Origin of the sequence: uncultured Gilvimarinus sp., from assembly GCF_963975215.1 — a bacterium.
Lineage (GTDB): Bacteria > Pseudomonadota > Gammaproteobacteria > Pseudomonadales > Cellvibrionaceae > Gilvimarinus.
Genome location: NZ_CAXBFW010000003.1, coordinates 1 through 24,492 on the forward strand (window position 1 = coordinate 1; position 24,492 = coordinate 24,492).

General features: G+C 56.8%; 25 protein-coding genes. 15 read left to right on the forward strand and 10 right to left on the reverse strand.

The features are described from left to right. From AAC019_RS03185 to rpsU, 4 genes are all read right to left on the reverse strand, one after another. Positions 1-1,270 (reverse strand): sigma-70 family RNA polymerase sigma factor (locus AAC019_RS03185; RefSeq protein WP_339897121.1); only part of this gene is annotated, 1,270 nt, incomplete at its 3' end. Between the two features lie 158 nt (positions 1,271-1,428). Beyond that, positions 1,429-3,498, reverse strand: a complete 2,070-nt coding sequence (dnaG, locus tag AAC019_RS03190; protein ID WP_339897122.1) for a DNA primase — start codon at positions 3,496-3,498, stop codon at positions 1,429-1,431. A 47-nt stretch (positions 3,499-3,545) separates the two neighbouring features. Next, positions 3,546-3,998: a GatB/YqeY domain-containing protein gene (locus tag AAC019_RS03195; RefSeq protein WP_339897123.1), complete on the reverse strand. Its 453-nt coding sequence runs from the start codon at positions 3,996-3,998 to the stop codon at positions 3,546-3,548. Between the two features lie 65 nt (positions 3,999-4,063). Beyond that, entirely contained in the window at positions 4,064-4,279 is a 216-nt protein-coding gene (gene rpsU, locus AAC019_RS03200) for a 30S ribosomal protein S21 (protein ID WP_041524939.1), read from the reverse strand. Between the two features lie 220 nt (positions 4,280-4,499). Between rpsU and tsaD the strand changes: the two genes are divergently transcribed. Genes tsaD through folK form a run of 3 tightly spaced genes read left to right on the forward strand, consistent with a single transcriptional unit; the run spans position 4,500 to position 6,461 of the window. Further along, the gene (gene tsaD, locus AAC019_RS03205; protein WP_339897320.1) at positions 4,500-5,540 is read left to right on the forward strand and encodes a tRNA (adenosine(37)-N6)-threonylcarbamoyltransferase complex transferase subunit TsaD; all 1,041 of its coding nucleotides are present in this window, start codon (positions 4,500-4,502) and stop codon (positions 5,538-5,540) included. Positions 5,541-5,589: 49 nt separating this feature from the next. Beyond that, entirely contained in the window at positions 5,590-5,949 is a 360-nt protein-coding gene (gene folB / locus AAC019_RS03210; RefSeq protein WP_339897124.1) for a dihydroneopterin aldolase, read from the forward strand. Further along, positions 5,946-6,461: a 2-amino-4-hydroxy-6-hydroxymethyldihydropteridine diphosphokinase gene (gene folK / locus AAC019_RS03215; protein ID WP_339897125.1), complete on the forward strand. Its 516-nt coding sequence runs from the start codon at positions 5,946-5,948 to the stop codon at positions 6,459-6,461. The genes folB and folK overlap by 4 nt, the downstream gene beginning before the upstream one ends. A 2-nt stretch (positions 6,462-6,463) precedes the next feature. On the opposite strand, the gene AAC019_RS03220 is transcribed toward folK, so the two are convergent. The 3 genes from AAC019_RS03220 to AAC019_RS03230 are packed head-to-tail and all read right to left on the reverse strand — an operon-like array spanning position 6,464 to position 9,443. Beyond that, positions 6,464-7,429, reverse strand: a complete 966-nt coding sequence (locus AAC019_RS03220) for a magnesium transporter CorA family protein (RefSeq protein ID WP_339897126.1) — start codon at positions 7,427-7,429, stop codon at positions 6,464-6,466. Positions 7,430-7,458: 29 nt separating this feature from the next. Continuing rightward, a complete protein-coding gene (locus AAC019_RS03225; protein WP_339897127.1) occupies positions 7,459-8,199 on the reverse strand; it encodes a pteridine reductase in 741 nt (246 codons plus the stop codon). Next, positions 8,196-9,443, reverse strand: a complete 1,248-nt coding sequence (locus AAC019_RS03230) for a multifunctional CCA addition/repair protein (protein WP_339897128.1) — start codon at positions 9,441-9,443, stop codon at positions 8,196-8,198. Before AAC019_RS03230 ends, AAC019_RS03225 begins: the two co-directional genes overlap by 4 nt. A 361-nt stretch (positions 9,444-9,804) precedes the next feature. On the opposite strand from AAC019_RS03230, the gene AAC019_RS03235 reads away from it, so the two are divergent. From AAC019_RS03235 to galE, 3 genes are all read left to right on the forward strand, one after another. Beyond that, entirely contained in the window at positions 9,805-10,686 is an 882-nt protein-coding gene (locus tag AAC019_RS03235; protein ID WP_339897129.1) for a DMT family transporter, read from the forward strand. 265 nt (positions 10,687-10,951) lie between these two features. Further along, positions 10,952-11,611: a TorF family putative porin gene (locus AAC019_RS03240; protein WP_339897130.1), complete on the forward strand. Its 660-nt coding sequence runs from the start codon at positions 10,952-10,954 to the stop codon at positions 11,609-11,611. A 177-nt stretch (positions 11,612-11,788) separates the two neighbouring features. Next, a complete protein-coding gene (gene galE / locus AAC019_RS03245) occupies positions 11,789-12,820 on the forward strand; it encodes a UDP-glucose 4-epimerase GalE (RefSeq protein ID WP_339897131.1) in 1,032 nt (343 codons plus the stop codon). Between the two features lie 27 nt (positions 12,821-12,847). Here galE and AAC019_RS03250 read toward each other — a convergent pair whose 3' ends face one another. From AAC019_RS03250 to AAC019_RS03260, 3 genes are read right to left on the reverse strand one after another with little or no spacing between them, the layout of a single operon-like run. Beyond that, positions 12,848-14,221 carry an ATP-binding protein gene (locus tag AAC019_RS03250; RefSeq protein WP_339897132.1) on the reverse strand — a complete coding sequence of 458 codons (1,374 nt, stop codon included), beginning with the start codon at positions 14,219-14,221 and terminating at the stop codon, positions 12,848-12,850. A 1-nt stretch (position 14,222) separates the two neighbouring features. Continuing rightward, a complete protein-coding gene (locus tag AAC019_RS03255; RefSeq protein ID WP_339897133.1) occupies positions 14,223-14,903 on the reverse strand; it encodes a response regulator transcription factor in 681 nt (226 codons plus the stop codon). A 13-nt stretch (positions 14,904-14,916) separates the two neighbouring features. After that, on the reverse strand, positions 14,917-15,213 hold the full coding sequence (locus tag AAC019_RS03260; RefSeq protein ID WP_339897134.1) for a PepSY domain-containing protein: 297 nt from the start codon (positions 15,211-15,213) through the stop codon (positions 14,917-14,919). A gap of 287 nt (positions 15,214-15,500) precedes the next feature. On the opposite strand from AAC019_RS03260, the gene AAC019_RS03265 reads away from it, so the two are divergent. From AAC019_RS03265 to AAC019_RS03305, 9 genes are all read left to right on the forward strand, one after another. Continuing rightward, on the forward strand, positions 15,501-16,766 hold the full coding sequence (locus tag AAC019_RS03265) for a glutamate-5-semialdehyde dehydrogenase (protein ID WP_339897135.1): 1,266 nt from the start codon (positions 15,501-15,503) through the stop codon (positions 16,764-16,766). 42 nt (positions 16,767-16,808) lie between these two features. Then, positions 16,809-17,474, forward strand: coding sequence for a nicotinate-nucleotide adenylyltransferase (nadD, locus tag AAC019_RS03270; RefSeq protein WP_339897136.1), 666 nt, complete (start codon positions 16,809-16,811; stop codon positions 17,472-17,474). Between the two features lie 27 nt (positions 17,475-17,501). Continuing rightward, positions 17,502-17,843 (forward strand): ribosome silencing factor, encoded by a 342-nt coding sequence (gene rsfS, locus AAC019_RS03275; protein ID WP_339897137.1) that lies wholly within the window; start codon positions 17,502-17,504, stop codon positions 17,841-17,843. A 3-nt stretch (positions 17,844-17,846) separates the two neighbouring features. Further along, positions 17,847-18,317: a 23S rRNA (pseudouridine(1915)-N(3))-methyltransferase RlmH gene (gene rlmH, locus AAC019_RS03280; RefSeq protein ID WP_339897138.1), complete on the forward strand. Its 471-nt coding sequence runs from the start codon at positions 17,847-17,849 to the stop codon at positions 18,315-18,317. 41 nt (positions 18,318-18,358) lie between these two features. Beyond that, positions 18,359-20,215 (forward strand): penicillin-binding protein 2, encoded by a 1,857-nt coding sequence (gene mrdA, locus AAC019_RS03285; RefSeq protein ID WP_339897139.1) that lies wholly within the window; start codon positions 18,359-18,361, stop codon positions 20,213-20,215. 8 nt (positions 20,216-20,223) lie between these two features. Then, positions 20,224-21,369 (forward strand): rod shape-determining protein RodA, encoded by a 1,146-nt coding sequence (rodA, locus tag AAC019_RS03290; protein ID WP_339897140.1) that lies wholly within the window; start codon positions 20,224-20,226, stop codon positions 21,367-21,369. 128 nt (positions 21,370-21,497) lie between these two features. Then, complete coding sequence (mltB, locus tag AAC019_RS03295) at positions 21,498-22,445, forward strand: lytic murein transglycosylase B (RefSeq protein ID WP_339897321.1); 948 nt, start codon at positions 21,498-21,500, stop codon at positions 22,443-22,445. After that, a complete protein-coding gene (locus tag AAC019_RS03300) occupies positions 22,438-23,256 on the forward strand; it encodes a septal ring lytic transglycosylase RlpA family protein (RefSeq protein ID WP_339897141.1) in 819 nt (272 codons plus the stop codon). The genes mltB and AAC019_RS03300 overlap by 8 nt, the downstream gene beginning before the upstream one ends. A gap of 84 nt (positions 23,257-23,340) precedes the next feature. Continuing rightward, positions 23,341-24,489 (forward strand): D-alanyl-D-alanine carboxypeptidase family protein, encoded by a 1,149-nt coding sequence (locus AAC019_RS03305; protein ID WP_339897142.1) that lies wholly within the window; start codon positions 23,341-23,343, stop codon positions 24,487-24,489. Positions 24,490-24,492 lie beyond the last annotated feature (3 nt).

Sequence of the window (24,492 nt, forward strand, 5' to 3'; positions counted from 1 at the left end):
TCCACCAGGTGGCGTAGGTCGAGAACTTGTAGCCGCGACGGTATTCGAACTTGTCTACGGCTTTCATCAAGCCGATGTTGCCCTCTTGGATCAGATCCAAAAACTGTAGGCCGCGGTTGGTGTACTTTTTCGCAATCGAAATAACCAAACGCAGGTTCGCTTCGACCATTTCTTTTTTGGCGCGGCGGGCGCGAGCTTCACCGATCGACATGCGACGGTTGATCTCTTTAATGGTGGCAAGCGGCAGGCCGCTGTCTTCTTCAATTTGTTGCAGTTTGCGCTGGGCGCGGGCGATTTCTGGCTCGTAAACTTTTAACACTTCCGAGTAGTCGCGCTTTTTGGCAATGATTTCACCGATCCACTCGTCGTTAGACTCGTTGCCGGGAAACTCTTTAATAAAGGTTTTGCGCGGCATTTTAGCTTTGCGGATGCACAGCTCCATGATGGCGCGCTCTTCGCGGCGGGCGCGATCAAGAATGTCACGTACGCTAACGTAAACCGGGTCAAACTGGCGCGGTGGCAACTTAAAGAATTTAAAAATCTCGCCCAGTGCATCCAGCTCTTTTTCGGCTTGCTTGCTGTCGCGGCCGCTTTTGTCGATGACTTTGTTGGCTTTGGCCAGTTGCTTTTTCAGGGCGCCAAAGCGCTCTTTCGCCTCTTCGGGGTCGACACCGGAGGTGGACTCTTCCTCGTCATCGTCGTCGCTATCTTTGGCCGCGGCGGGGGCGCCGGCGGTAGGGATCTCGTCCGAGGGGTCGAGCCAGCCGATGATAACGTCGGCCAGGCGGCGCTCTTCTTTTTCGACCAGCTCGTATTCGTTGATTACAGTTTGCACTGAGCCGGGCCAGTAAGCGATGGCGTGCATTAGCTCGCGCACACCTTCTTCGATGCGCTTGGCAATGGCGATTTCGCCTTCGCGGGTTAGCAGCTCAACGGTACCCATTTCGCGCATGTACATGCGCACAGGGTCGGTGGTGCGACCGGCTTCGGTCTCCACAGCGGCGAGTGCGGCGGCGGCTTCGGCAGCGGCGATTTCATCGGCCGAGGAGTCGCCATCCGCCATCAACAGGTCATCGGCGTTCGGGGCTTGTTCAAACACCCGAATACCCATGTCGTTGATCATTTGGATGATGTCTTCGACCTGATCCGGATCGGAGATGTCCTCTGGCAGGTGGTCGTTCACCTCGGAGTAGGTTAGGTAACCTTGCTCCTTGCCTCGGGCGATAAGCTCTTTGATTCGAGACTGTTGCTGTTTAGCGTCGTCAGCCATTAGGGACCCTGTAAAACGTAGCGGTTAAAAAAGCAAGCGCGGGATTATAACGTAAAGCGCCTGTTAGATACTAGGAGATCGGCAAATAAGTGCCACTAAATACGTTGATTTTGCGGCGTCTGGCTGTTTTTGTGGTGTTACTGAGTGGCGGGTTTCGGTTAGTGCGGCTTTTGTCCCAAAGCCTCGGCGTACAGGGCTTCTTTTTCGGCGCGGCTTAGGCTGCTGGCATCGCTGCTGCGCAACTTGGCTAAGGCCCGGGCGCGGCTGGCCGCCTGCAGTTGGTTGCGGGCTTTATCCAGGCTGTGGGCAAAGGCGGCGCTCAAATCGTAGGCCAGCACCTCGCTGCGCGGATCTTTTGGTCGGCTAAGGTGCGCCGCAGCGCGCAGCATATCGTGACCGGCGATGGCGGCGAGTTTTTCGGTATCGTCCGGCCCGTAGTTGGCGCGCCAGTGGCCTAAAATATGTGACAGCTGATAGTGGCTGCGCTCGTGCAGCAGTTTTAATAGGCGGCCCAGCTGGCGCAGTTCGCCGCTGTTTTGGTTGAGCCACTGATCGTGGTCGGGGGCCTCGGCGGCCAGCTCCGGGTGGGCCAGCAGCAGGGCGATGGCTTTTTTGTGCGGCGGCATCAGGTACTGGCTGACGCGGCCGATGGCGAGTTCGCGGCCCGCTTCAATGCCCTCCTGCCCACTGGCGGGCGGTGCGTAATCATCCAGTGGTGGCGCCTCGTAGGCTTCCGGGGGCATGGCCTCAAAGTCGGCGTAATCGTCGGGCGACCAGGGCTCGTTGTTTTCCGCAGGTGCGGGTAAGTCGCCGTAGTCCTCAGTGATTGCAGGTTCGCGCCGCTGCGGTGGCCGCTCACTCGGGGCGGCTTGTCGTTCGCGCTGTTGTGTTTGTGGCGCCGGGGCTTGTTGTGACGGCAGTGGCTCCGGGGTGTCGACCAGCTCTTCGAGTGTGGCGCGATTAAGCCCGGTGCGGGTGGCCAGCGCTTCAAACATCAGCTCGCGAAACACCCCTTTGGGCAGTTGTGCCAGCAGTGGAGCGGCGCGTTTGCTTAAATGGGCGCGGCCCTCCATGGTGCGAATGTTGATGCCCTCTGCGGCGGCATCAAACAGGTAGTCCTCAAGCGGTACCGCCATGTCGATAAGGTTTTCAAATTTCTCGGGGCCAATTTGCCGCACCAGGGTGTCCGGATCTTCGCCCTCGGGCAAAAACAGAAACTTTACCTGACGGCCATCGGTCATGGCGGGCAGTGACGACTCCAGTGCCCGGGTGGCGGCGCGGCGCCCAGCGCTGTCGCCGTCAAAGCAAAACACCACTTCGCTGGTGTAGCGAAACGCGCGCTCTAAGTGCTCCTCGCCACAGGCGGTGCCCAGGGTGGCAACGCCGTAGCGGATGCCAAATTGCGCCAGGGCCACCACGTCCATATAGCCCTCGACCACCAGCAGGCGGGGCAGGTTGCGGTAGGCCTGGCGCGCCTCGTGCAGCCCGTACAGCTCGCGCCCCTTGTGAAACACCGGGGTCTCGGGGGAGTTGAGGTACTTGGGTTTGCTGTCGTCCAGTACCCGGCCGCCAAAGCCAATTACCCGCCCGCGCGTGTCGCGAATGGGGAACATAATGCGGTAGCGAAACCGATCGTACAGCCGCTCGGAGTCTTCGGGCTGAATCAGCATTCCGGCTTTCAGTAGGCCGTCGCGGTCTTCGCCATTGGTGCCGAGGGCTTTAAGTAGGTTGTCCCAGCCCGGCGGGGCGTAGCCGATGCCGTAATCACGCGCAATGTGGCCATCCAGGCCGCGGCCTTTAAGGTATTCGATGGCTTTGGTTTTGCCGGGGTGTTGGCGCAATTGCTCTTGGTAAAAATCGTTGGATTTTTCCAGTAGCTGATACAGGCGTTTGCGCAGGCGCTCTTGGCGAGAGCTTTCGGGTTTTTGCTCTTCGCGGGGCACTTCCATGCCGCACAGGTGGGCCAGCTGCTCGACGGCCTCGGGAAAGCCGGTGCGCTCGTAGTCCATCAAAAAGCCTACGGCATTGCCGCTGGCGCCACAGCCAAAGCAGTAAAAAAACTGTTTGTCGGGGCTAACGGTAAACGAGGGGGTCTTTTCGTCGTGAAAGGGGCAGCAGGCGCTGTAGTTTTTGCCGGTCTTTTTGAGCTTGACGCGATGATCCACCACCTCGACGATATCGACGCGGTCTAGCAGTTCATCTATAAAAGACTGGGGGATGCGGCTCATGGAATGATTCTAACCGCTTGGCCGGCGATCGGGCTAGGGCTAATGAATTAACCCAGGCTCGCTTTAATGCGGCGGCTAACGTCGGCCATATCGGCGCGACCCTGTACCTGCGGTTTGATCAGGCCCATCACCTTGCCCATGTCGCGCATTTCGTTGGCGCCAGATTGTGCGATGGCTTTATCGACAATCTCGTCCAGCTCGGCGCTGCTAAGGGGCTGCGGCAAAAATTCCTGGATGATGGTGCTTTCGGCGCGCTCTTGGTCGGCCAGTTCGGTGCGGCCGGCGTTGTCGTATTGCTCGATGGAGTCACGACGCTGCTTGAGCATCTTGTCTAAAACGGCAAGCACGCGGGCGTCGTCAAGCTCGATGCGTTCATCGACCTCGATACGCTTAAATTCGGCCATCACCAGACGCAAAACCGCCACGCGCGCCTTATTTTTGGCGCGCATGGCGGTTTTAAGCTCGTCATTGATGTGGGTTTTCATTGCAGAAGCTGCCATAAAGCGACCCTATCTTTCAGTGAGAGCTAGCTGTTACCCAACCTGTGGTTAGGCAACAGGCGCCATTAATACAGGCGCTGAAACTTGCGTGATTCGCGCTGTACTTTTTTGGCGTGACGCTTAACAGCGGCGGCCATGTTGCGCTTACGAACAGCGGTGGGCTTCTCGTAGAACTCGCGGCTGCGAACTTCTGCCAAAACACCTGCTTTTTCGCAAGAACGCTTGAAGCGACGCAGAGCGACGTCAAACGGCTCGTTTTCTTTAATCTTTACTGAAGGCATGCTTTTACCTTTGGTTAATAAAAGGCTCGTGGCCTTAAAATGACTCAAGTTCTAAGGGGCGCAGATTCTAACCACTTATGCCTACGCCTGCAAGCACCCAAAGCGGGTTTTTTAGGTAATTCATCGAGTATTTAGCCCGGCTGCTGGCCCCCACCGGCTCGGGGCTATATCATAGCGGCAAATTTCCCCCTGAGTTTGAGACAGTATCGTGAGTAAACCCATGTTGGTATTGGGGATTGAAACCTCCTGCGATGAGACGGGATTGGCCGTCTACCACACCGAGCGCGGCCTGCTGGCCCATGCGCTTTACTCTCAGGTTGCCGTGCACGCTGAATACGGCGGCGTGGTGCCCGAGCTTGCCTCGCGCGATCACGTGCGCAAAATCCTGCCCTTGATTCGCGAAGTGCTTAGCGAGGCCCATTGCCGCGCTGAAGATATCGACGGTATCGCCTATACCGCCGGGCCAGGCCTGGTGGGCGCTTTGATGGTGGGCGCCAGTGTCGGCCGCGCACTGGCGTTTGCCTGGGATGTGCCGGCGGTGGGTGTGCATCATATGGAGGGACATCTGCTGGCGCCGATGTTGGAAGATACCCCGCCGGAGTTTCCGTTTGTGGCTCTGTTGGTGTCCGGTGGCCATACCCAATTGGTAAAAGTAGAGGCTATTGGCCGCTATCAGCTGCTGGGCGAGTCGCTCGACGACGCCGCCGGCGAGGCGTTTGATAAAGCTGCCAAAATGCTCGATTTGGATTATCCGGGTGGGCCCCACATCGCCCGGCTGGCCGAGCGTGGTACGCCGGGCCGGTTTACCTTTCCCCGTCCGATGGTCGACCGCCCCGGTTTGGATTTTAGTTTTTCTGGCCTTAAAACCTACACTTTAAACACCGTGGCCGAGCACGCCGAGGCCGATGGCTTGCCCGACGAGCAAACCTCGGCGGATATCGCCCGTGCCTTTGAGGAGGCGGTGGTGTCCACGCTGGTTATTAAATGCCGCCGCGCACTGGAGGCCACCGGGCTCAAGCGCTTGATTATTGCCGGCGGGGTGTCGGCCAACACCCGCTTGCGCGCCGAGCTGGAAAGCGCTTTGGGCAAGATAGGCGCCGGGGTGTTTTACGCGCGCCACGAGTTTTGCACCGACAATGGCGCCATGATCGCCTACGCCGGCGCCCAGCGTTTGGCCGCTGGGCAAAGCGAATCATTGGCCGTGAATGTGCGCCCGCGCTGGCCGCTGGATAGCTTGCCCGCGCTTGATGCCCGGCCTTAGACGGCAGATTTTAGCGGCCAACAAGATAAACAGTCATAAAGAGAACCCGATGGATATTGTTTACATTCGCGACCTTGAGATTAACACCATCATTGGTATTTACGATTGGGAGCGACAAGTTCGCCAAACCGTGAGCCTTGATATTGAAATGGCCAGTGATATTCGCCGCGCTGCCCAAACCGACGATATCCAATACGCGCTGAATTATAAGGCGGTATCCAAGCGCATTATTGCCTACGTTGAGGCGCGCGATGCGCTGCTGGTAGAGTCGCTGGCCGAAGAGATTGCCGCACTAGTGCGCGATGAGTTTAACGTGCCCTGGCTGCGCCTGCGCTTAAGCAAGCCGGGCGCCTTGCGCGGTGCGCGGGATGTAGGGTTAATTATCGAGCGCGGAGACAAGCCGGCATGACGCCCGTGTATTTAAGCCTTGGCAGTAACATTGATCGTTACCGCCATATTAGTGCGGCGCTGGATGCGCTGGCCGATGAGTTTGGCGAGCTGGATATCTCGACCGTGTACGAGAGTGAATCCGTAGGTTTTGAGGGCAGCCACTTTTTGAACCTGGTGGTGGGGGTTCACAGTGAGCTGGACATCGCCGAGCTGTCGGCGCGCCTAAAGCAAATAGAAGACGACAACGAGCGCAATCGCGAAGGCCCCAAATTTAGCCCGCGTACTTTGGATATTGATATTTTATTGTACGGTGATTTTGTTGGGGCTGAGGCCGGCACCGAGCTGCCGCGCGATGAAATTACCAAGAATGCTTTTGTGTTGCAGCCGCTGGCGGAGCTGGCGCCGCAGTTAACGCACCCGAGTTTGGAGCAAACCTTTGCCGAGTTGTGGCAGGAATACGACAAGTCCCGCCAACACCTGTGGCCCATCGATTTTATCTGGCGTGATATGGCGCTGCCCGCCAGCTATTAGCCTTATAGCCAGCGGAGCTTTCTAAACAGCACCAGTAGTGCCACGCCCATCGTCGCCATCAGCCCCATGGCGATAAAATAGCCGTAGCGGTAGTGCAGCTCGGGTATATAGTCAAAGTTCATCCCGTAAATACCGGCGACAAATGTCAGGGGCACAAAGATCGCGGTGATTACCGTCAGTACCCGCATGGTGTTGTTTAGCGTGTGTGAGGCGAGCGACAAATAGCCCTCAATTAAATCACCGCAAATTTCGTAGTACATGGCGGCCAGGCTGTTTGCCCGCTCGCAGCGCTCAAATAAATCCTGCAGTGCGTGTACCATATCGGGCGATTGCTGAGCGACGATCTCGGGGGTTTCGTGCAGTAAATTGTGGGCGACGCGCTCGTGGTAGTTAAAGGTGCGCTTGAGTTTGCGTAGCTTAGATTTAAACGCAATTAGCGTGCGCATTAACTCATCGTTAGGGCGCTCTTGCATCATGTCTTCCAGATCGTTTATGCGCGCCTCAAACGCCAGTACGGCCTCTAAAAAGCGGCCCACGGAGTAGTGCATGATGCGTATGGCTTGTAGTGCGGGTTGGCGCAGCATCTCCGGGTCCGGGTGGCTCCAGCTTTTTTCGATGCTGATGGACCGGCCCTGGTGAATACTGATTAAGCACCGCTGTTCGGCGAACAGGGCGATGGGCACCTGGTTGATGTTGAGCTCTTCATCGTAGTCGGTGATGCCGCGGTAGAGAATCAATACCTGGTTATCAAAAGCCTCGGTTTTGGGCGGGTGGCGCTTGCGCTGAGCGTCTTCGACGGCCAGAGGGTGACAGCCTTGCGCCAGCAGTAACTCTTTTTCATCCGCAACATTTTCGCTTTCGATATCGATCCAGAGGTAACCGTTATTGTCCTGACGCCACAGCTCAATTTGTTCGACGCCGCCGCGGTGTATTTGTCCGTCGGTTGTTAGCAACAGTGTTTTGATCATAGGAAATTCCTTAGCCTCAATCGTAAGCGTTAATTGCTGAGTGTCCGGCCGCCATCGACCGCCAGAATCTGGCCGGTTACGTAAGGGGCGTGCAGCAGTAAAAATTCAATGGTGCGGGCGATGTCGTCGGCAACGCCGGCGCGCTTAAGGGCAATTTTATCGACAATGGCGGCCTTGGCCGATGGCGTTAACTCGGCGGCGTCTTCTGGCCACATAATGGCGCCCGGGGCGACGCCATTGACTCGCACCCGGGGGGCGAGCTCGCGGGCGAGGGACTTTGTCAGCATCACATTGCCGGCTTTGGCGATGCAATAAACGGTGTGTTCACTGAGCGGCCGCTCGGCGTGAATGTCGGCAATATTAATAATCGCCCCCGAGAATTCGGCCAGTACACCGGCGAGCTGCTGTGCGAGAAAAAACGGCGCCTTTAGGTTGCTGCCGATTAAATCGTCCCACTGTTGTTCGGTGACCGAGCCCACAGGCGTGGGATAAAAGCTGGAGGCGTTGTTGATGAGGGCATCAAGCCGTTGCCAGTGGCGCGAGGCGGTGCGAGCCAGTGTCTCTATATCGGTGAGCGAGGTTAAATCGGCGGCGATTGCCAGGGCCGACTCGGCACGCTGTTGATTGAGCTCGGCGACCAGGTCGTCGGCTTCGGTGTGGGATGTGCGGTAGTGCACGATGACGCGCCAGCCTACGTTGTGCAAGTGGCGCGCGGTGGCGGCGCCAATACGGCGGGCGCCACCGGTAATTAATGCTACGGGGGCGGTCATGCTTGGTGCTCCTCGCCGTTGTCGGTTTGTCGCTTTAGAGTTTCTAGTTGTGCGAGGCGGGCTGCGTCAATCGCGGCGCCCAGTTCGGCGCCTTGCAAGCCGCGCTCGACTAACGCCTTTACGTCGACCGCCTGGCACAGTTCAAGCGCGCGCTGGAGATATTGCGGCTGTGGGTAGTGGCAATTCTCAAAGCCGGTGCGTCCGCGAGAATCTGCCTCGCAGGCTAGTAACAGTTGGGTAAAACGTTCGGGGCGGCGCAACGCATCGGTTTGTTTGATCAGCTTTAAGATGGTGTTGGGGCGCAGCTCAAAGGCGCGGTGTACGTGGGTGTGAAACTGCGCCGCCAACAGGGCTAAATCGCGGCAGTCGTTGGGCACTGCCAGGCGTTTGCACAGGGCTTTAATCAGCGGTAAGCCCTGTTGCTCGTGATTGATGTGCCGTGGCCACTGCTCGGGGTTGGTGGCGCCCTTGCCTAAATCGTGTACCAGAGCGGCAAAGCGTACGCAGGTGGCGTCCGATAATTGCACCGCCTGCTGCAGCACCAGTAGCGTGTGCACGCCCGTGTCTATTTCGGGGTGGTGTTTGGCCGGCTGCGGCACACCGAACAGTTGTTCGAGCTCGGGTAAAATTTTTGCCAGAGCGCCGCACTGACGCAGCACCTGAAAAAACACCTCGGGGTGACGTTCATCCAGCGCGCGGGACATTTCTTTCCAGACGCGCTCGGCGACCAAATGATCTACCTCGCCATTGGTGACCATATCGCTCATCAGGGCGTTGGTGTTTTCGGCCACGGTAAAGCCCAGGTGATGGTAACGCGCTGCAAAGCGCGCCGTGCGCAGGATGCGAACCGGGTCTTCGCTAAACGCATCGGAAACATGGCGCAATTTTTTATCGCGAATATCCTGTGCGCCATTAAAGGGGTCGCACAGTGTGCCGTGTTCGTCTTCGGCGATGGCGTTGATGGTGAGGTCGCGGCGAATCAGGTCGTCCTCTAGGCTCACCTCGGGGCTCGCATAAAAACTAAAGCCGGTGTAGCCGGGGGCTGTTTTGCGCTCGGTGCGGGCGAGGGCGTACTCCTCTTTGCTGTGCGGGTGTAAAAATACCGGAAAGTCTTTGCCTACGGGGGTAAAACCCTGCTCAAGCATCGCTTCGGGGGTGGCGCCTACCACTACCCAGTCGCGCTCGTGAAAGGGGTAGCCCAAAAGTTTATCCCGCACGGCGCCGCCCACCAAATACACTTGCATTGCGTTTGTTGCCCTCTGCTTTTATCGATGGCTCCATGGTAGACAATTTCTTGGTTAAATGCTTGTGTCCTTTAGGGCTTAAAGGGTAAAGTTAACCCCATCATTTACCGAGCAAAATTTTATGTTGCACCTACTAAACGAAAAACCCGTCTGCATTGCGCTGCGCCGAGTCTGGCTAGTGGCGATGGCGTGTTATTGCGGTGCAGTAGGGCAGTTAGGTGAGCGTTAAAGAGTTACATTAACAACACTTAGTTTCTTAAAGGCCGCAGCACTCCACTGCGGCCTTTTTTGTTTGGCTGCATGGTGGGTTGCGGTACGTCGCTGCGATGGACGCCGCGACTATGACTGTGAGGGAAAAGCCATGCCAGTGTTAATTGCCTATATTCTTGTGGTTTTGATTTGGGGTACCACGCCGCTCGCTATTGTCTGGAGTAACGACGCCGGCCATTTTATGGTGGCTGTGTTGTGGCGAATGCTGTTGGCGCTGCTGGTGGCTTTGCTTATTAACGCGGTGCTGGGGCGGCGTTTGTTTAATCGGCCGGGCGCAGCGCGGGTGTATCTGTTTGCCTCGCTCGGTATCTTCCCCAATATGCCCTTGGTGTATTACTCGGCGCAGTTTATTCCGTCGGGGTTAATTGCCGTTATTTTTGCGCTGTCGCCGTTTGTGACGGGGGTTTTGTCGGCGCTGATTTTAAAAGACAACCCCTTTAACCGTCAGCGGGTGTGGGCCTTAGTGTTGGCGTTGCTGGGACTGGGGGTAATTTTTCGCAGTCAGCTGGCGCTGGATCACGGCGCGGCCATTGGAATTGCCGGTATTCTCGGCTCTTGTGTGTTGTTCTCTACCAGTAGCGTGATGCTCAAAGCGCAGCGCACCAGCGTCGATGCGTTTAATCAGACTACCGGCTCATTGCTGTTTGCAATGCCGGGGCTGGTGGCGTTTTGGTATTTTGCCGGGGCGCCTGCACCGACACCTTCGAGCCAGGCGATGGCGGCGATTGTGTATCTGGCGCTGTGTGGCTCGCTGTTGGGGTTTACTCTCTTCTTTTTTGTCTTATCGCGCCTGTCGCCTTCCGTGGTGTCTTTGATCACCTTAATGACGCCCATTCTGGCGCTAACCAGTGGCGCTTTATTGGCCGGTGAGCGCCTCAGTGCCGACGCCTGTGTAGGGACGCTGTTGGTGTTATTGGCGCTGATGATGTATCTCGATTTATTACCATTTATGCGCCAACAAAAGCGCGCCTAATTATTGTGCGCTATATTGGTGCCGGGCGCCCTGCGCGGAATTCAAAAATGCACAACGTTGGTGCTTTGGCGTGTTGCGGAGGGTGGCTGGTTTTCTTTTAAAGTGGCGTAACTTGTTGTTATTTATGTAAAAAATCAAGTTGGCTCGGTCTTCGCTATTAGCATGGCAAGCTGAATCGGTGTGCCATCGACAGCTACGGGACTCCCGCGACAGAATCGGGAGCTACCTTAAAAACAGTTGCCATTAGAAACTAGAGGAAGATTTCATGAAGATGATTAGCAAAAAAGTACTGGCTAGTGCCGTTGCCGCGTCAACCCTTGCTTTGAGCGCGTTTGCACCGGTTGCCAATGCTGAAGTATCGGCATCGGTGGGTGCTGCCAACATGTACTACTGGCGTGGTCTTGATCTGGGTAATGGCGATCCGGCCATCTCAGGCGATTTGACCGTAAGCACTGGCGGCTTGTACGGCGGTGTATGGGCTTCTTCTGGTGATGCGTCAATGGGCACCGAGTATGACCTGTACGTAGGTTACGGTGGTGAAGCGGGCAGCTTTAGCTACGACATTAGCGTGTGGAACTACAACTACCCCAGCGCGCCTGCCAACCCAGACGGTACTGACGGTTCACCAGATATTGGTGATTTAACGGAAGTTGTTGGCTCTGTGGGTTTTGGTCCGGTAGCTGTGACTTACTACCATGGTGTGGCTGATTTGGATGAGTACTGGTACGCCACTATCGGCGCAACCTTTGACAAGTTCAGCGTAACTTACGGTATGCATGAAGACGATTTGGCGCACGTTGATTTGGGTTACGCCTTTAATGACAACCTGAGCTTTACTCTGGGTAAAGTGGTTGATGACGTTGACGGCGCCTATGACGACGACGCGAAATTTGTAGTTTCTCTGAGCCTGCCTATTGAATTCTAAGCAGCCAGACAAAAAAATCTGTTCCGCTTAACAGATATCACAGCGAGCATGAAGCTGTCGGGGCAAACTTCGGTTTGCCCCTTTTTTATGCCCGACATTTAGGTCGGTGCCCTGTCGTTGTGATTGGCTGCTGTGACATAATCGCGGCCTAGATTATTGAGCTACGGAGTGCGGGTTATGTCCCAGCAGGGTGCAGAGATTTTAGTCACCGGCGGCGCCGGGTATATCGGCAGTCATGTGTGTGTGGCGCTGATTGAGGCGGGTTTTACACCGGTTATTGTCGATAACTTTTGCAACAGTAAGCCTTTGGTGGTGGATCGTATTGCCGAGGTATCCGGTGTACGTCCGGCGGTGTATGAGCTGGATATTAATGATCGCGAGGCCTTGTCGGCGGTGCTGGCTAAGCACAAGGTTCAGGCGGTGATGCACTTTGCCGGCTTAAAAGCGGTGGGTGAATCCACCGAGATCCCGCTGAGCTATTACCGCGATAATGTGGCTGGCGCGTTAACGCTGTGTGAGGCGATGGCAGATGCCGGTGTCTGGCATTTGATTTTTAGCTCGTCGGCTACCGTGTACGGTGATCCGGCGAGCGTGCCCATTAATGAGGGCTTCCCCCGCAGCGCGACGAACCCCTACGGGCGCAGTAAATTAATGATTGAGCAGATGCTCGAGGATGTTGCGGCGGCACCCGGGTCGAGCTGGAATGTGTCGCTGCTGCGGTATTTTAACCCGGTAGGGGCCCATGCCAGCGGGCGCCTGGGGGAGGATCCGTCGGGCACCCCTAACAACCTTGTGCCCTACGTGGCGCAGGTGGCGGTAGGTAAGCGCCCGTTTTTACAGGTGTTTGGCGATGATTACCCGACGCCGGACGGAACCGGGGTGCGGGATTATATTCATGTGGTGGATTTGGCGGCGGGGCACGTGGCGGCGCTGACAACATCCCTACAACTTAAACCCGGCTGCCGGGCGTACAATTTAGGTACCGGTATAGGTTATTCGGTGCTGGATGTAGTGCGCGCGTTTGAGCAAGCCTGTGGTAAATCCTTGCCGTATCAGATTATGCCGCGCCGGCCCGGGGATATTGCCCAGTGCTTTGCCGACCCGGCCCACGCCCGACAAACGCTTAACTGGCAGGCCGAGCGGGATTTAGCGCAAATGATGCAAGACAGCTGGCGCTGGCAAAGTAACAACCCCGACGGTTATGTTTAGGGGGTAAGCAGCGCCTTTGGCGGGCTGTTAACCCTCTGTTACTAACAGCGCGCCAGGTAGCGCCAGCTCAAAGCGCGCGCCGCCCAGCGGTGAGCGATCGATGGTCAGTTTGCCGCCGTAGTTGCAGGCTATGTCGGCACATACGGCAAGTCCGATACCCTGACCGGGCATGGCGGTATCGAGCCGCTTGCCGCGCTCCATCGAGCTGTTGCGCAGGGTCTCGGTAATGCCCGGGCCGTTGTCGTCCACCTGCATGGTAAGTAACTGCTCACTTAAATGGGCGGTTACGGTAACAGTGCCTTCGCCGTACTTACAGGCGTTGTCTAGTAGGTTGCCGGCCAGCTCCATTAAGTCCTCTTCGTCACCGACAAAGGCAATATCGGCGGGTACGTCGAGGTTAATGTTAAGGCCTTTGTCGCGATAAATTTTCTTTAGCGATTCGGCGAGCCTCTCAAGTGTTTGGCGCAGGGGGACTTGGCTGCCCCCGCCGGCGTGTTCACTAACCGCTTTTTGCAGTTGGTATCGGACGACTTTCTCCATGCGCTCCACCTGTTCATTAACGTGTTGTTGATAGTCTTCCCTGTCGCTGGTGGCTTTTAATACCGCCAGCGGGGTTTTTAAGCTGTGGGCCAAATCGTTCACCCGGTTGCGGTACCTTGCCCGCAACTGAGTTTCCCGCGCAAGCACCTGATTTAGGCGGTCGACCACTTGTTGGATCTCGCGGGGGTAATCGCCCACCAGCGTTTGGCTGGCGCCGCGGCGCATCAGCCCCAAAGAGTGCGCCAAACGCGTTAGCGGCGCAAGCGCCCAGCCGGTGAGTAACACCTGGGTCGCCAGCAGCGCCAGCCCTACCAGCCCCAAGCCCTGCCACAACTGGTTGCGGTAGGTGGTTAGGGCAAGTTGGTAGCTCTCGGTATCGTGCAATAGGGCAAAACGAAAGGGGTGAATGGTGCCGCGATCATCCTCCCAAAGGGTGTCAAATTGCGCCAGAAAGTAATGTTGCGAGTCAAACTGGCTGCGCCGAAAATGCATCTCCCCGGGCTGCCACTGAGAGGCAAAATCGCTAAAGCGCGGCGCGTTACTGAGTAGCCGGCTGGAGTTGGAGCGCCATATCAGGGCGCCCTGAGCGTTGTACACAAACCCGGCAATGCCCGAGTTGCTTTGCTCTAAGTCGGGCTCGATTAATGTACCGGGCAGCTGCAGCTGGGCGCCGCTAGCGCCGGGTGCCAGCTCGGCCAGGCTAAACAACAAATAAAAGTAGCGCTCCAGCCGGACTTGCTCGGCGGCCTCCAGGCTGTGGCGATAGGCGCGATCGAGGGCGCCGCCGGCAATAGCCAACACCACGGGCAGTACCAGCAGTGAGCCGATTAACAGTCGCGCTTTAAGGGTGGCGCGCGCCACGCTAGTCGCTCCGGGGCAGGTTAAAGCGATACCCTAAACCGCGCAGCGTGCTGATGGGGTTGAGGCTGCCATCGGGATCGAGCTTTTTACGCAGCCGGCCAATAAACACTTCAATCACGTTGCTGTCGCGATCGTAATCCTGAGCATATAGGTGCTCGGTTAGCTCGGTTTTGGATAGGGTTTTACCGGCGTTTAGCGCTAAATAGAGCAGGGTGTTGTACTCGTAGCTGGTTAACTCGATGGCGTGCTCGTGCAGGGTGACGGTTTTGGCGTCGGTATCGATAATCAGCGGCGCAAAGTTGAGGCGATTTTGTGCGGCGCCGTGGGCGCGGCGCAACAGGGCCTGAACCCGCGCGCGCAGCTCCTCGGGGTGAAAGGGCTTGCTGAGGTAGTCATCGGCGCCGGCCTCCAGCCCCTTCACCTTGTCTTGCCAGCCATCGCGTGCGGTAAGCACCAGCACCGGCAGGCGTCGCCCGCGCTCGCGCAAGGTGCTGATTAGGCTAATACCGTCAATCTCGGGCAGGCCGAGGTCAATAACGGCGAGGTCGTAATCGTACTCGCTGGCCATGTGCAGGCCGTCCCGGCCGTCATTGGCGCTGTCTACGGCGTAACCTTCGGCGCTTAGCTGGCGTACAAGCTCGGTGCGCAGGGCAGTGTCATCTTCGACAATCAGTAAGCGCATGTCGCCTCCGTTATTACTGTAAGGGCTTGCCGCTGTTGGCATCAATTAAAACAGAGTGAATGCGGCCGTTAGGTTGTAGCAACTTGACCCGAAACGCGGTGCGCCCGTTGGCGTTAACCTGCTTAACATCAATAACCTTACCGCCGTAGAGCTGGCTGGCAATTTTACCGGCTTTGGCGGCACTGATGGCGCACTGTGAGTGGGCGGTTATCGGGTTGTGGGGTTGGTAGGGCGCGCTGGCAGATGCGGAGGCGCCGCTGGCGCATGCCAGCAGTACAAGGGCTGCAATGGTGATGTGTGTTCGAGTCATAATCCGTCATCAGTGCCGTGGGTAGAGCCGCCATTGTACTGCGCCTTGGGCGGATGTCGAAAGCGCGTTGCTGTCGACCGTGTTTGAGTGTGCTTAGGTTAGTACCCCGAGCCTGAACCTGCGCTGAAAATAGCGGGTTTACCGCCTTTAATTCATTGGAATAGACTGCGGCTCAGCGCCGCTGAGGTAAATATGCCCGGTTTTATGGCAAAAGCCGCAAAAGCACGGTGTAAACAGGTATAATCGCCGCTATTTTCCTGCATATTTTGATGAGATAGGTTTACGGCATGTTGGATACGGTTTCAGTAGCAGAGTATATGACCCAGGTTGGCCGCGAAGCGCGCGCCGCCTCGCGGGCACTGGCAGCGGCCAGCACCGGCGTTAAAAACGAAGCGCTGCAGGCCATGGCGCGCGAGCTGGATGCCGCGCGCGACACATTAGCGGCCGAAAACGCCAAAGACCTCGCGGCGGGCGAGGCCAATGGCCTGGACGCTGCCCTGCTTGATCGCTTAGCCCTTAAGCCGGCCACGATCGATGGCATGATCGAGGGGCTGCGCCAGGTGGCGGCGCTGCCCGACCCCTGTGGTGAAATCACCGATATGAGCTATCGCCCCAGCGGTATTCAGGTGGGCAAAATGCGTGTGCCTCTGGGGGTGGTGGGTATTATTTACGAGTCGCGCCCCAACGTGACGATCGATGCTGCCAGCCTGTGTCTTAAGTCGGGTAATGCCGCCATTTTGCGCGGTGGCAGTGAGGCCATTCACTCCAACCGCGCCATCGCCGAGTGCATCACTCGCGGTTTGCACGCCGCGGGCTTACCCGAGGCGTGTGTGCAGGTTGTGCAAACCACCGATCGCGCCGCAGTGGGCGCGCTGATTACCATGCCCGAGTTTGTCGATGTAATTGTACCGCGCGGCGGCAAAGGGCTGATTGAGCGTATCTCGCGTGAAGCTTCGGTACCGGTTATTAAACACTTAGATGGCATCTGCCATGTGTACATCGATGCCAAAGCCGACCTCGACAAGGCGTTTGCTATTGCCCTAAACGCTAAGACGCATCGCTATGGTGTGTGTAACGCTATGGAGACACTGCTGGTGGATGCCGCTGTGGCCGGGGCGATTTTACCGCGCTTGGCCGATGCCTATAGCGCCGAGGGCGTTGAATTGCGCGGTTGTGAAAAAACCCGCGCCATTATTGCCGCTAACCCAGCCAGCGAAGAAGATTGGGCCACCGAATATTTGGCGCCGGTGCTGGCGATAAAAGTGGTTGAGTCGCTGGATGAGGCGATGGATCATATCGCCCGCTTTAGTTCGCAGCATACCGAGTCGATCGTCACGGAAGATTACAGCCGTGGCCGCCGGTTTATTACCGAGGTGGATTCGAGCTCGGTGATGATTAACGCCTCGACCCGTTTTGCCGATGGTTTTGAGTATGGTCTGGGTGCCGAGATCGGTATCTCGACCGACAAAATTCACGCCCGTGGGCCGGTGGGCCTGGAGGGGCTGACGTCGCAAAAATGGATTGTCTTTGGCGATGGTCAAATTCGCCATTAATCGCGCCGGATACTCATGTTATGTGATACCGATGACGCGGCCATGAGACAGAAGGTTGCCATTTTTGGCGGTACTTTTAATCCGGTGCACAATGGCCACCTGCGCCTGGCGCTGGATTTGGTGCAGCAGCTGGGTTTTGACGAAATGCGCCTGGTGCCCTGTCATATACCCACGCACCGGGCCGACCCCGAGGTGGCCAGCGCACGCCGGGCGCAAATGGTGACGTTGGGCATTGCCGGTAACCCCAGCTTACTGATGGATGATCGCGAGTTGGTGCGCGGCAGCGCCTCTTACTCGGTGGATACGTTAATGCAGCTGCGCGACGAGCGCGGTGAGAGCTGCTCGTTGACCCTGGTGATGGGGCTGGATGCCTATTTGGGATTGCCTAAATGGCACCGCTGGCGCGAGCTACTGGACTTCGCCCATCTGCTGGTGGTCAATCGCCCCGGCTATATATTGCCGAGCGATGGTGAGCTGGCTGAGTTTGATCGCGTCCATCGCGCCGAAAAAAATGCCCTGGCCGAGCGCTCCGCGGGTGCTGTGGTGCACCTAAATATCCGGGCGTTGGATATTAGCGCCACCGAAATACGCGCGCTAACGGCGGCCGGCTTGTCGACGCGCTTTTTATTGCCCGAGCCGGTACGGCGCTTTATCAGCGAGCAACAATTATACGGAGCGCGGGCCGATGCTGGCCCGCGCTCTTCTTAGGTTTTGTGAAACATAAATAGGTAACCAATGTCAGATTCAATCAATACGTTAATCCTTAACGCGTTAGACGACTTAAAAGCACGCGATGTCACCGAAGTGGATGTGCGCGATAAAAGCGATGTGATGGACACCATGATCATCGCGACCGGTACCTCTAACCGGCACATTCGCTCGATGGCGGTACACGTGATCGAAGAGTCCAAAAAAGCCAACCTGGCACCGCTTGGCGCCGAGGGGCTGGAAGGTAGCGACTGGGTGTTGGTGGATTACGGTGATACCGTCTTGCACGTGATGCTGCCCGAAGCACGCGAGTTTTACGATCTGGAAAAACTGTGGTCTGTATCGCCGGCAAACCGCACTGAAGACTAAGCCATGCGCATACGACTGATCGCGGTGGGCAGCAAAATGCCCGGCTGGGTGCAAGAGGGCTATAACGAGTATGTTAAGCGCTTGCCCCGGGGGGATCTCGAGCTTGAGCTGACCGAGTTGCCGTTGGCGCCGCGCGGCAAAAACAGCGATATTCAGCGCGCCATGGAGCGCGAGTCCGACGCGATACGCGGTGCTATTGGTAAAGGTGACCGGGTGGTTGCGCTGGATGTAAAAGGCAAAAGATGGAGCACCGAGCACCTGGCCGAGCAGTTAGCCGGATGGCGCATGGACGGTCGTCACGTCAGTTTGTTGGTGGGCGGCCCCGATGGTTTGGCGCCAGCGGCGCTGGCGCTGGCTGAGCAGCGCTGGTCGCTTTCGGCGCTAACCCTGCCGCACCCACTGGTGCGAATTTTGGTGGCCGAGCAGCTGTATCGCGCCTGGACGATTTTGCATAACCATCCGTATCATAAATAACATCAAGGCGCGGCGAGCGCCGGGTAGGATCTGACAACCCTATGTCCGAAGCGAGACACTTTAAAGATCACCACCGCGAGGCGCGTTTGTTTTTTGCCCGCGCGCTGTTTGCCGGATTGGTGATTGTGCTGCTGACCGGCATGTTGATTTTGCGTTTTTTCTCGCTGCAAGTGGATCACCACGAGGATTACGTTACCCAGTCCGATCGCAACCGGGTGCACGTGCTGCCAATTCCGCCCACCCGCGGCTTAATTTACGATCGCAACGGTGAATTACTCGCCGAAAACCGCGCCAGTTATACGCTCTCAATTGTTCACGAACGAGTCCCGGATTTGGCCGAGACCCTTGAATTTTTGGGGACTCTGGTTGATATCAGTTCCAACGATATTGAAAAGTTTAACGATCAGCTCCGCCAGCGGCGCCGGCCGTTTGATGCGGTTCCCCTGCGCTTTGGCTTAACCGAACAAGAGCTGGCGCGGCTGGCGGTTAACGAGTTTCGCCTCGATGGCGTTGAGGTGCACGCGCAGTTGGTACGCTATTACCCCGAGGGAGACTTATTTGCCCATACCATTGGCTACGTGGGCCGCATTAACGAGAGCGAACTCTCGGGCTTTGATCCCGACGAGTACCAGCGCTACAGCGGCACTCACTCGATCGGTAAAATTGGCTTAGAGCGCTCTTACGAGTCGGAGCTATTGGGTGAGGTTGGCTACCAAAACGTCGAGACCAATGCCCGGGGGCGGGTACTTCGTATTCTGGAAAGTGGCGACCCTAAGCCCGGCAGCGACTTAACCTTGCATTTGGACTCGCGCTTGCAGCAAGAGGCGCTGGCCGCCCTCGAGGGGCATCGCGGCGCCGTGGTGGCCATGGATGTGGCCACCGGCGGGGTATTGGCGGCGGTGAGTGCGCCGAGCTTTGACGCCAACTTATTTGTTACCGGCATTAGCTTTAAAGATTATCGCGAGCTGAATCAATCCCGCGATTTGCCACTGTTTAACCGGTTTCTGCAGGGGCAGTACCCGCCCGGCTCAACCATTAAGCCGGTCGTGGCCATGGGCGGTTTGCACTATGGCATCGTCACCCCCGAAGACACGGTGTACGATCCGGGCTACTACAAGCTCAAAGGCAGCAGCCGTTTGTATCGCGACTGGAAGCGCTGGGGGCACGGCCCCAAGGTTGACTTCAAACAGGCTATTGCCGAGTCCTGCGATGTGTATTTTTACGACCTGGGCTTTAACATGGGCATCGATAAAATGCACAGCTTTGGTTACCAGTACGGTCTGGGACAAAAAACTCAAATTGACTTGCCTAACGAGCGACGTGGCATCTGGCCCTCGCGCGATTGGAAGCGCGGTGCCCGGGGCGAGCCCTGGTATCCGGGTGATAGCTTAAACGTGTCGATTGGGCAGGGTGATGTTCTGGCAACCCCCCTCCAATTGGCCTCCATGGTGACAGCCATTGCCAATCGCGGCACGCGCTTAAGGCCGCAATTGGTGGCCTCGGTGGGGGGAGAGCCGCGCCCGCCCATTACCGACCATGTGGTTGATGTGGAAGACTACATATCGGAGCTCGGTATCGAGGCGATGGCCGAGGTAGTGCACGGTCAGCACGGCACCGCGCAGCGTATCGCGCGCGGCGCTAAGTATAAAATGGCGGGAAAAACCGGTACCGCTCAGGTGGTGGCGATTGCACAAAACGCCGAGTACGACTCGGAGGCGCTGAGTGAGCGCAATCGCGATCATGCTTTGTTTGTCGGGTTTGCACCGCTGGAGAATCCCAAAATCGCCGTAGCCGTATTGCTGGAAAATGCCGAGTCTGGCTCGGGGGCAGCGGCGCCGGTCGCGCGGCGGGTATTCGATGCCTGGTTGTTAAATGCCAATGGCGAGCTAAAGGAGTAACCCGGGTCGTGCCTAATCAGGATTTTTTACGTCGTTTACCCGAGTCTGACCGCACGCTGCGCAAGCGCGATCGACTGCAGCAGCGTCTGCATCTCGATTTTTGGTTACTGCTTTTACTGTTAACGGTTACCGCCGGTGGCCTGGTGGTACTTTACAGTGCCAGCGATCAATCGCTGGGGGCCATAAAGCGTCAAGGTATTTATTTTGGTCTGGCGTACCTGACGATGTTTATCGTCGCGCAAGTGCCGGTGCATTTTATGCGGCGCTTAGCCCCCTGGGCTTATGCTTTGGGGGTGGTGTTATTGGTGTTAGTTATTTTGCATGGGGTAGGTGCCAAAGGCGCGCAGCGCTGGTTAAGCCTGGGCGGGTTTCGTTTTCAGCCCTCAGAGGTGATGAAGTTGGCAATGCCCATGACGATTGCCGCCTATCTCGGGCAGCGGCACTTGCCCCCGGTGTTTAAACATGTATTTTGGACCCTCGCTTTGGTGGCGGTGCCTACGGTACTGATTATTAAGCAGCCCGATTTGGGGACGTCAATTCTGGTGGCTGCGTCGGGCTTAATGGTGTTGTTTTTTGCCGGTTTGTCCTGGCGTTATATTGTGGCCGCCGTGGTTTCGTTGTTGGCAAGCCTGTGGCCGCTGTGGCATTTTGTGCTGCACGATTATCAGAAAAAGCGCGTGCTAACGCTGTTAAACCCCGAGGCCGATCGGCTTGGGGCGGGGTGGAATATTATTCAGTCTAAAACCGCGATTGGCTCGGGTGGTGTACCGGGTAAAGGGTGGCTGCAGGGGACTCAGTCGCACCTGGATTTTTTGCCCGAGGGGCATACGGATTTTATTATTGCGGTGCTGGCCGAAGAGTTTGGCTTAATTGGCGTGCTGGTGCTGTTGGCGCTTTATATTTTAATCGTATTGCGCGGCATGATGATTGCCGTGCGGGCCCAGGACAGTTTTGGCCGGCTGCTGGCAGCCAGTATCACCCTGACCTTTTTTGTTTATGTATTCGTTAATATTGGTATGGTTTCGGGGTTGTTGCCGGTTGTGGGCGTTCCTTTGCCGCTGGTCAGTCAGGGTGGAACATCGATTGTGACTTTGATGGCAGCCTTTGGGATATTAATGGCTATTGCCACCGAGCCGCGAAAGGTTATCCGATAACCTGATACGCGCTCGCTGTTATTGTTAATAAGAACTTCTCTGGAGACGCATTGTTGAATATTCGCCGTAAGTTAAAGGTTTGTTTTAAAGTTAGTTGGTTAGTGGTACTGGTCAGTGTCTCCGGCGCGGTGCAGGCAGATTACAACGAGAGCCCCGAGGCACAAGCGTTTATCGAGCGTATGGCGCAAGAGCACGGTTTTGAACGTGAGGCGTTACAGCAATTGTTTGCCCAGGCTGAAAAGAGCCAGACGATACTCGATGCCATTTCCCGCCCGGCCGAAAAAACCAAAAGCTGGGCAGATTACCGCAAAATTTTTATTAAAGAGGCACGTATTGCAGGCGGTGTGAAGTTTTGGCAGGCCAATGCCGACGCCTTAGCCCGTGCCGAACAAGAGTATGGCGTGCCCGCCGAGTACATCGTCGCCATTATTGGCGTTGAGACCTTGTACGGTAAAATAACCGGCAGCTATCGGGTAATCGATGCTTTAAGTACGCTGGCGTTTGACTACCCACCGCGCAGCCCGTTTTTCACCCGTGAGCTCGAGCAGTATTTATTGCTTACCCGCGAGCACGCGCAAGATCCGCTGGCCCACAAAGGCTCCTACGCCGGCGCCATGGGTTACGGGCAGTTTATGCCCTCTAGTTATCGCCACTACGCGGTAGATTTTGACGGCGATGGCCTGCCGGATATTTGGAATAACCTAACCGATGCCATCGGTAGCGTGGCTAACTATTTCACCACTCACGGGTGGCAGCGCGACGCATTGGTGACCGTGCGCGCCCGCCCCGGGGCGACGCTGGATAACGACATTGTTTACAACCAAATCGTTGCCCCCGAGCGCACCGTAGCGCATTGGCGCGCCGCCGGCCTTACGCCAATTGTGCCGCTCGGCGATGACGTAAAAGCGTTGCCACTTAAGCTCGACGGCTCTCTGGGTGATGAATATTGGCTGGGGTTGAATAACTTTTACGTGATTACCCGTTATAACCGCAGCCATATGTACGCCATGGCCGTGCACCAGTTGGCTGAAGCCATCGCACGTGCTCACAGCGAGGCAGGAGGTGAGCGTGAATAAGCTGTGGTTGTTAGTGCTGGCCGCGGTGCTGTTGGCCGGCTGCTCTAGTAATGACTCTAAGCCCAAGCCTTCCAGCCGTTATCATATAGATCAGGATGTCGGGCCCGATAAAGAAGTTGACCTGTCTCACGTACCCGATGCCGTGCCCCGGGTTGAGCCGCGCACCCGGGCCGGCAATAAAAACCCCTATACGGTGCTGGGTAAAACCTATTATTTGATTGAGGATGAGTCCGACTATAAAGAGCGCGGCTACGCCTCGTGGTACGGTAAAAAGTTTCACGGCCATAAAACCTCAAATGGCGAAACCTACGATATGTACACCATGACCGCCGCCCATAAAACGCTGCCGATACCGTCTTATGTTCGGGTGACGCACCTTGAGAACAAGCGCAGTGTGGTGGTGCGGGTCAACGATCGCGGGCCCTTTCATGAGGGGCGTATTATCGACTTGAGCTATGCCGCGGCGCAGCGTCTGGGCATCTCTAAAACCGGTACCGGGCCGGTCGAGGTGGAAATCATTGTGCCCGGCGATACACCGCCACCGCCGTTAAAGCCCGACGACCGCCCCGCGAGTCACTCCGATGGATTTTACTTACAGGTGGGGGCGTTCTCCAGTGCCGACGGCGCCCGGCGTATGCGCGATAAAGTGGCTTCGATTACCCAAGAACGGGTGTTTATTAGTGAATTTATGGCGGCAAAGCCACTCTATAGAGTGCGCATTGGCCCCTTGACCGACGAGGTTGAAATTAACCGCGTGCGCCAGGCGTTGCCCTCGGCGGGTATTTACAACAGCCATATTGTGAAAGATTGAGCAAAGGTGCCGCGCCTGCGGTGTCTTTGCGTTACACTTTAATATTATTTTTGCCCGACCCACTGACTTAAAGACTGGAAATTCATGTTTGCCAAAACTTTAGCCGCTTGCGGCCTATTTACCCTCGCTCTTGTTGCTAACGCACAGCAGGTGCTGATTCCCGCCGCACCACAGCTGGCCTCGACGGCGTACCTGTTGTTGGATGCCGATACCGGCAAGGTGATCGTTGAGGAAAACGCCGATGAGCAACTGCCTCCGGCCAGCTTAACCAAGATGATGACCAGCTACATTGTTACCGAAGAGCTGGACAATGGTCGGCTCGCCGAGACGGACCCCGTTAATATTAGCGTTGCCGCCTGGAAGATGGGCGGCTCAAAAATGTTTGTCCGTGAAGGCACCGAGGTGCCGGTTATCGACTTGTTGCGCGGTGTGATTGTGCAATCGGGCAACGATTCCAGCGTCGCGTTGGCCGAGCATATCGCCGGCGGCGAAGATGCCTTTGCCGATGTTATGAACCAAACCGCCAGCTTGCTGGGTATGACCAACAGCCACTTTGTAAACTCCACCGGCTGGCCCGCCGAGGGGCACCTGACCACCGCGCGGGATTTATCGCTGCTGGCGCGGGCGATTATTAATGATCACCCGGAATATTACGATTTATATAAAGAAAAGTACTTTTCTTACAACGGCATCAATCAGCCCAACCGCAACCGCCTGCTGTTTCGCGACGACTCTGTAGACGGCCTAAAAACTGGTCACACCGAGGCGGCGGGTTACTGTTTGGTGGCCTCGGCTAAGCGCGGTGATATGCGTTTGATCTCGGTGGTGATGGGCACCTCTAGTGAGGACTCACGCGCCGCCGAAACGCAAAAGCTGCTGGCGTACGGGTTTCGCTACTTTGAAAACCAAACGCTTTATCGCGCCGGTGAAGCACTGGAGAGCGCCCGGGTCTGGTATGGCACCAGCGACCAGCTGGAGTTGACGGTAGGCGAGGATGTTATTGAGACGATCCCCCGTGGCAGTCGCGGTAATATTGAGGTGGCCCTGCAGCTGCCCGACACCCTAAAAGCACCGATTGCAAAAGGTGAGCAAGTGGGCACCTTAACGCTGACCTTAAACGGCGAGACGCTGGCTGAAGTGCCCGCTGTGGCGCAAAAAGCGGTGCCCGAGGCCGGATTCTTTGCCCGCATTATTGATGCCATTAAACTGTTTATCACCGGCTTGCTGAGCTAGCGG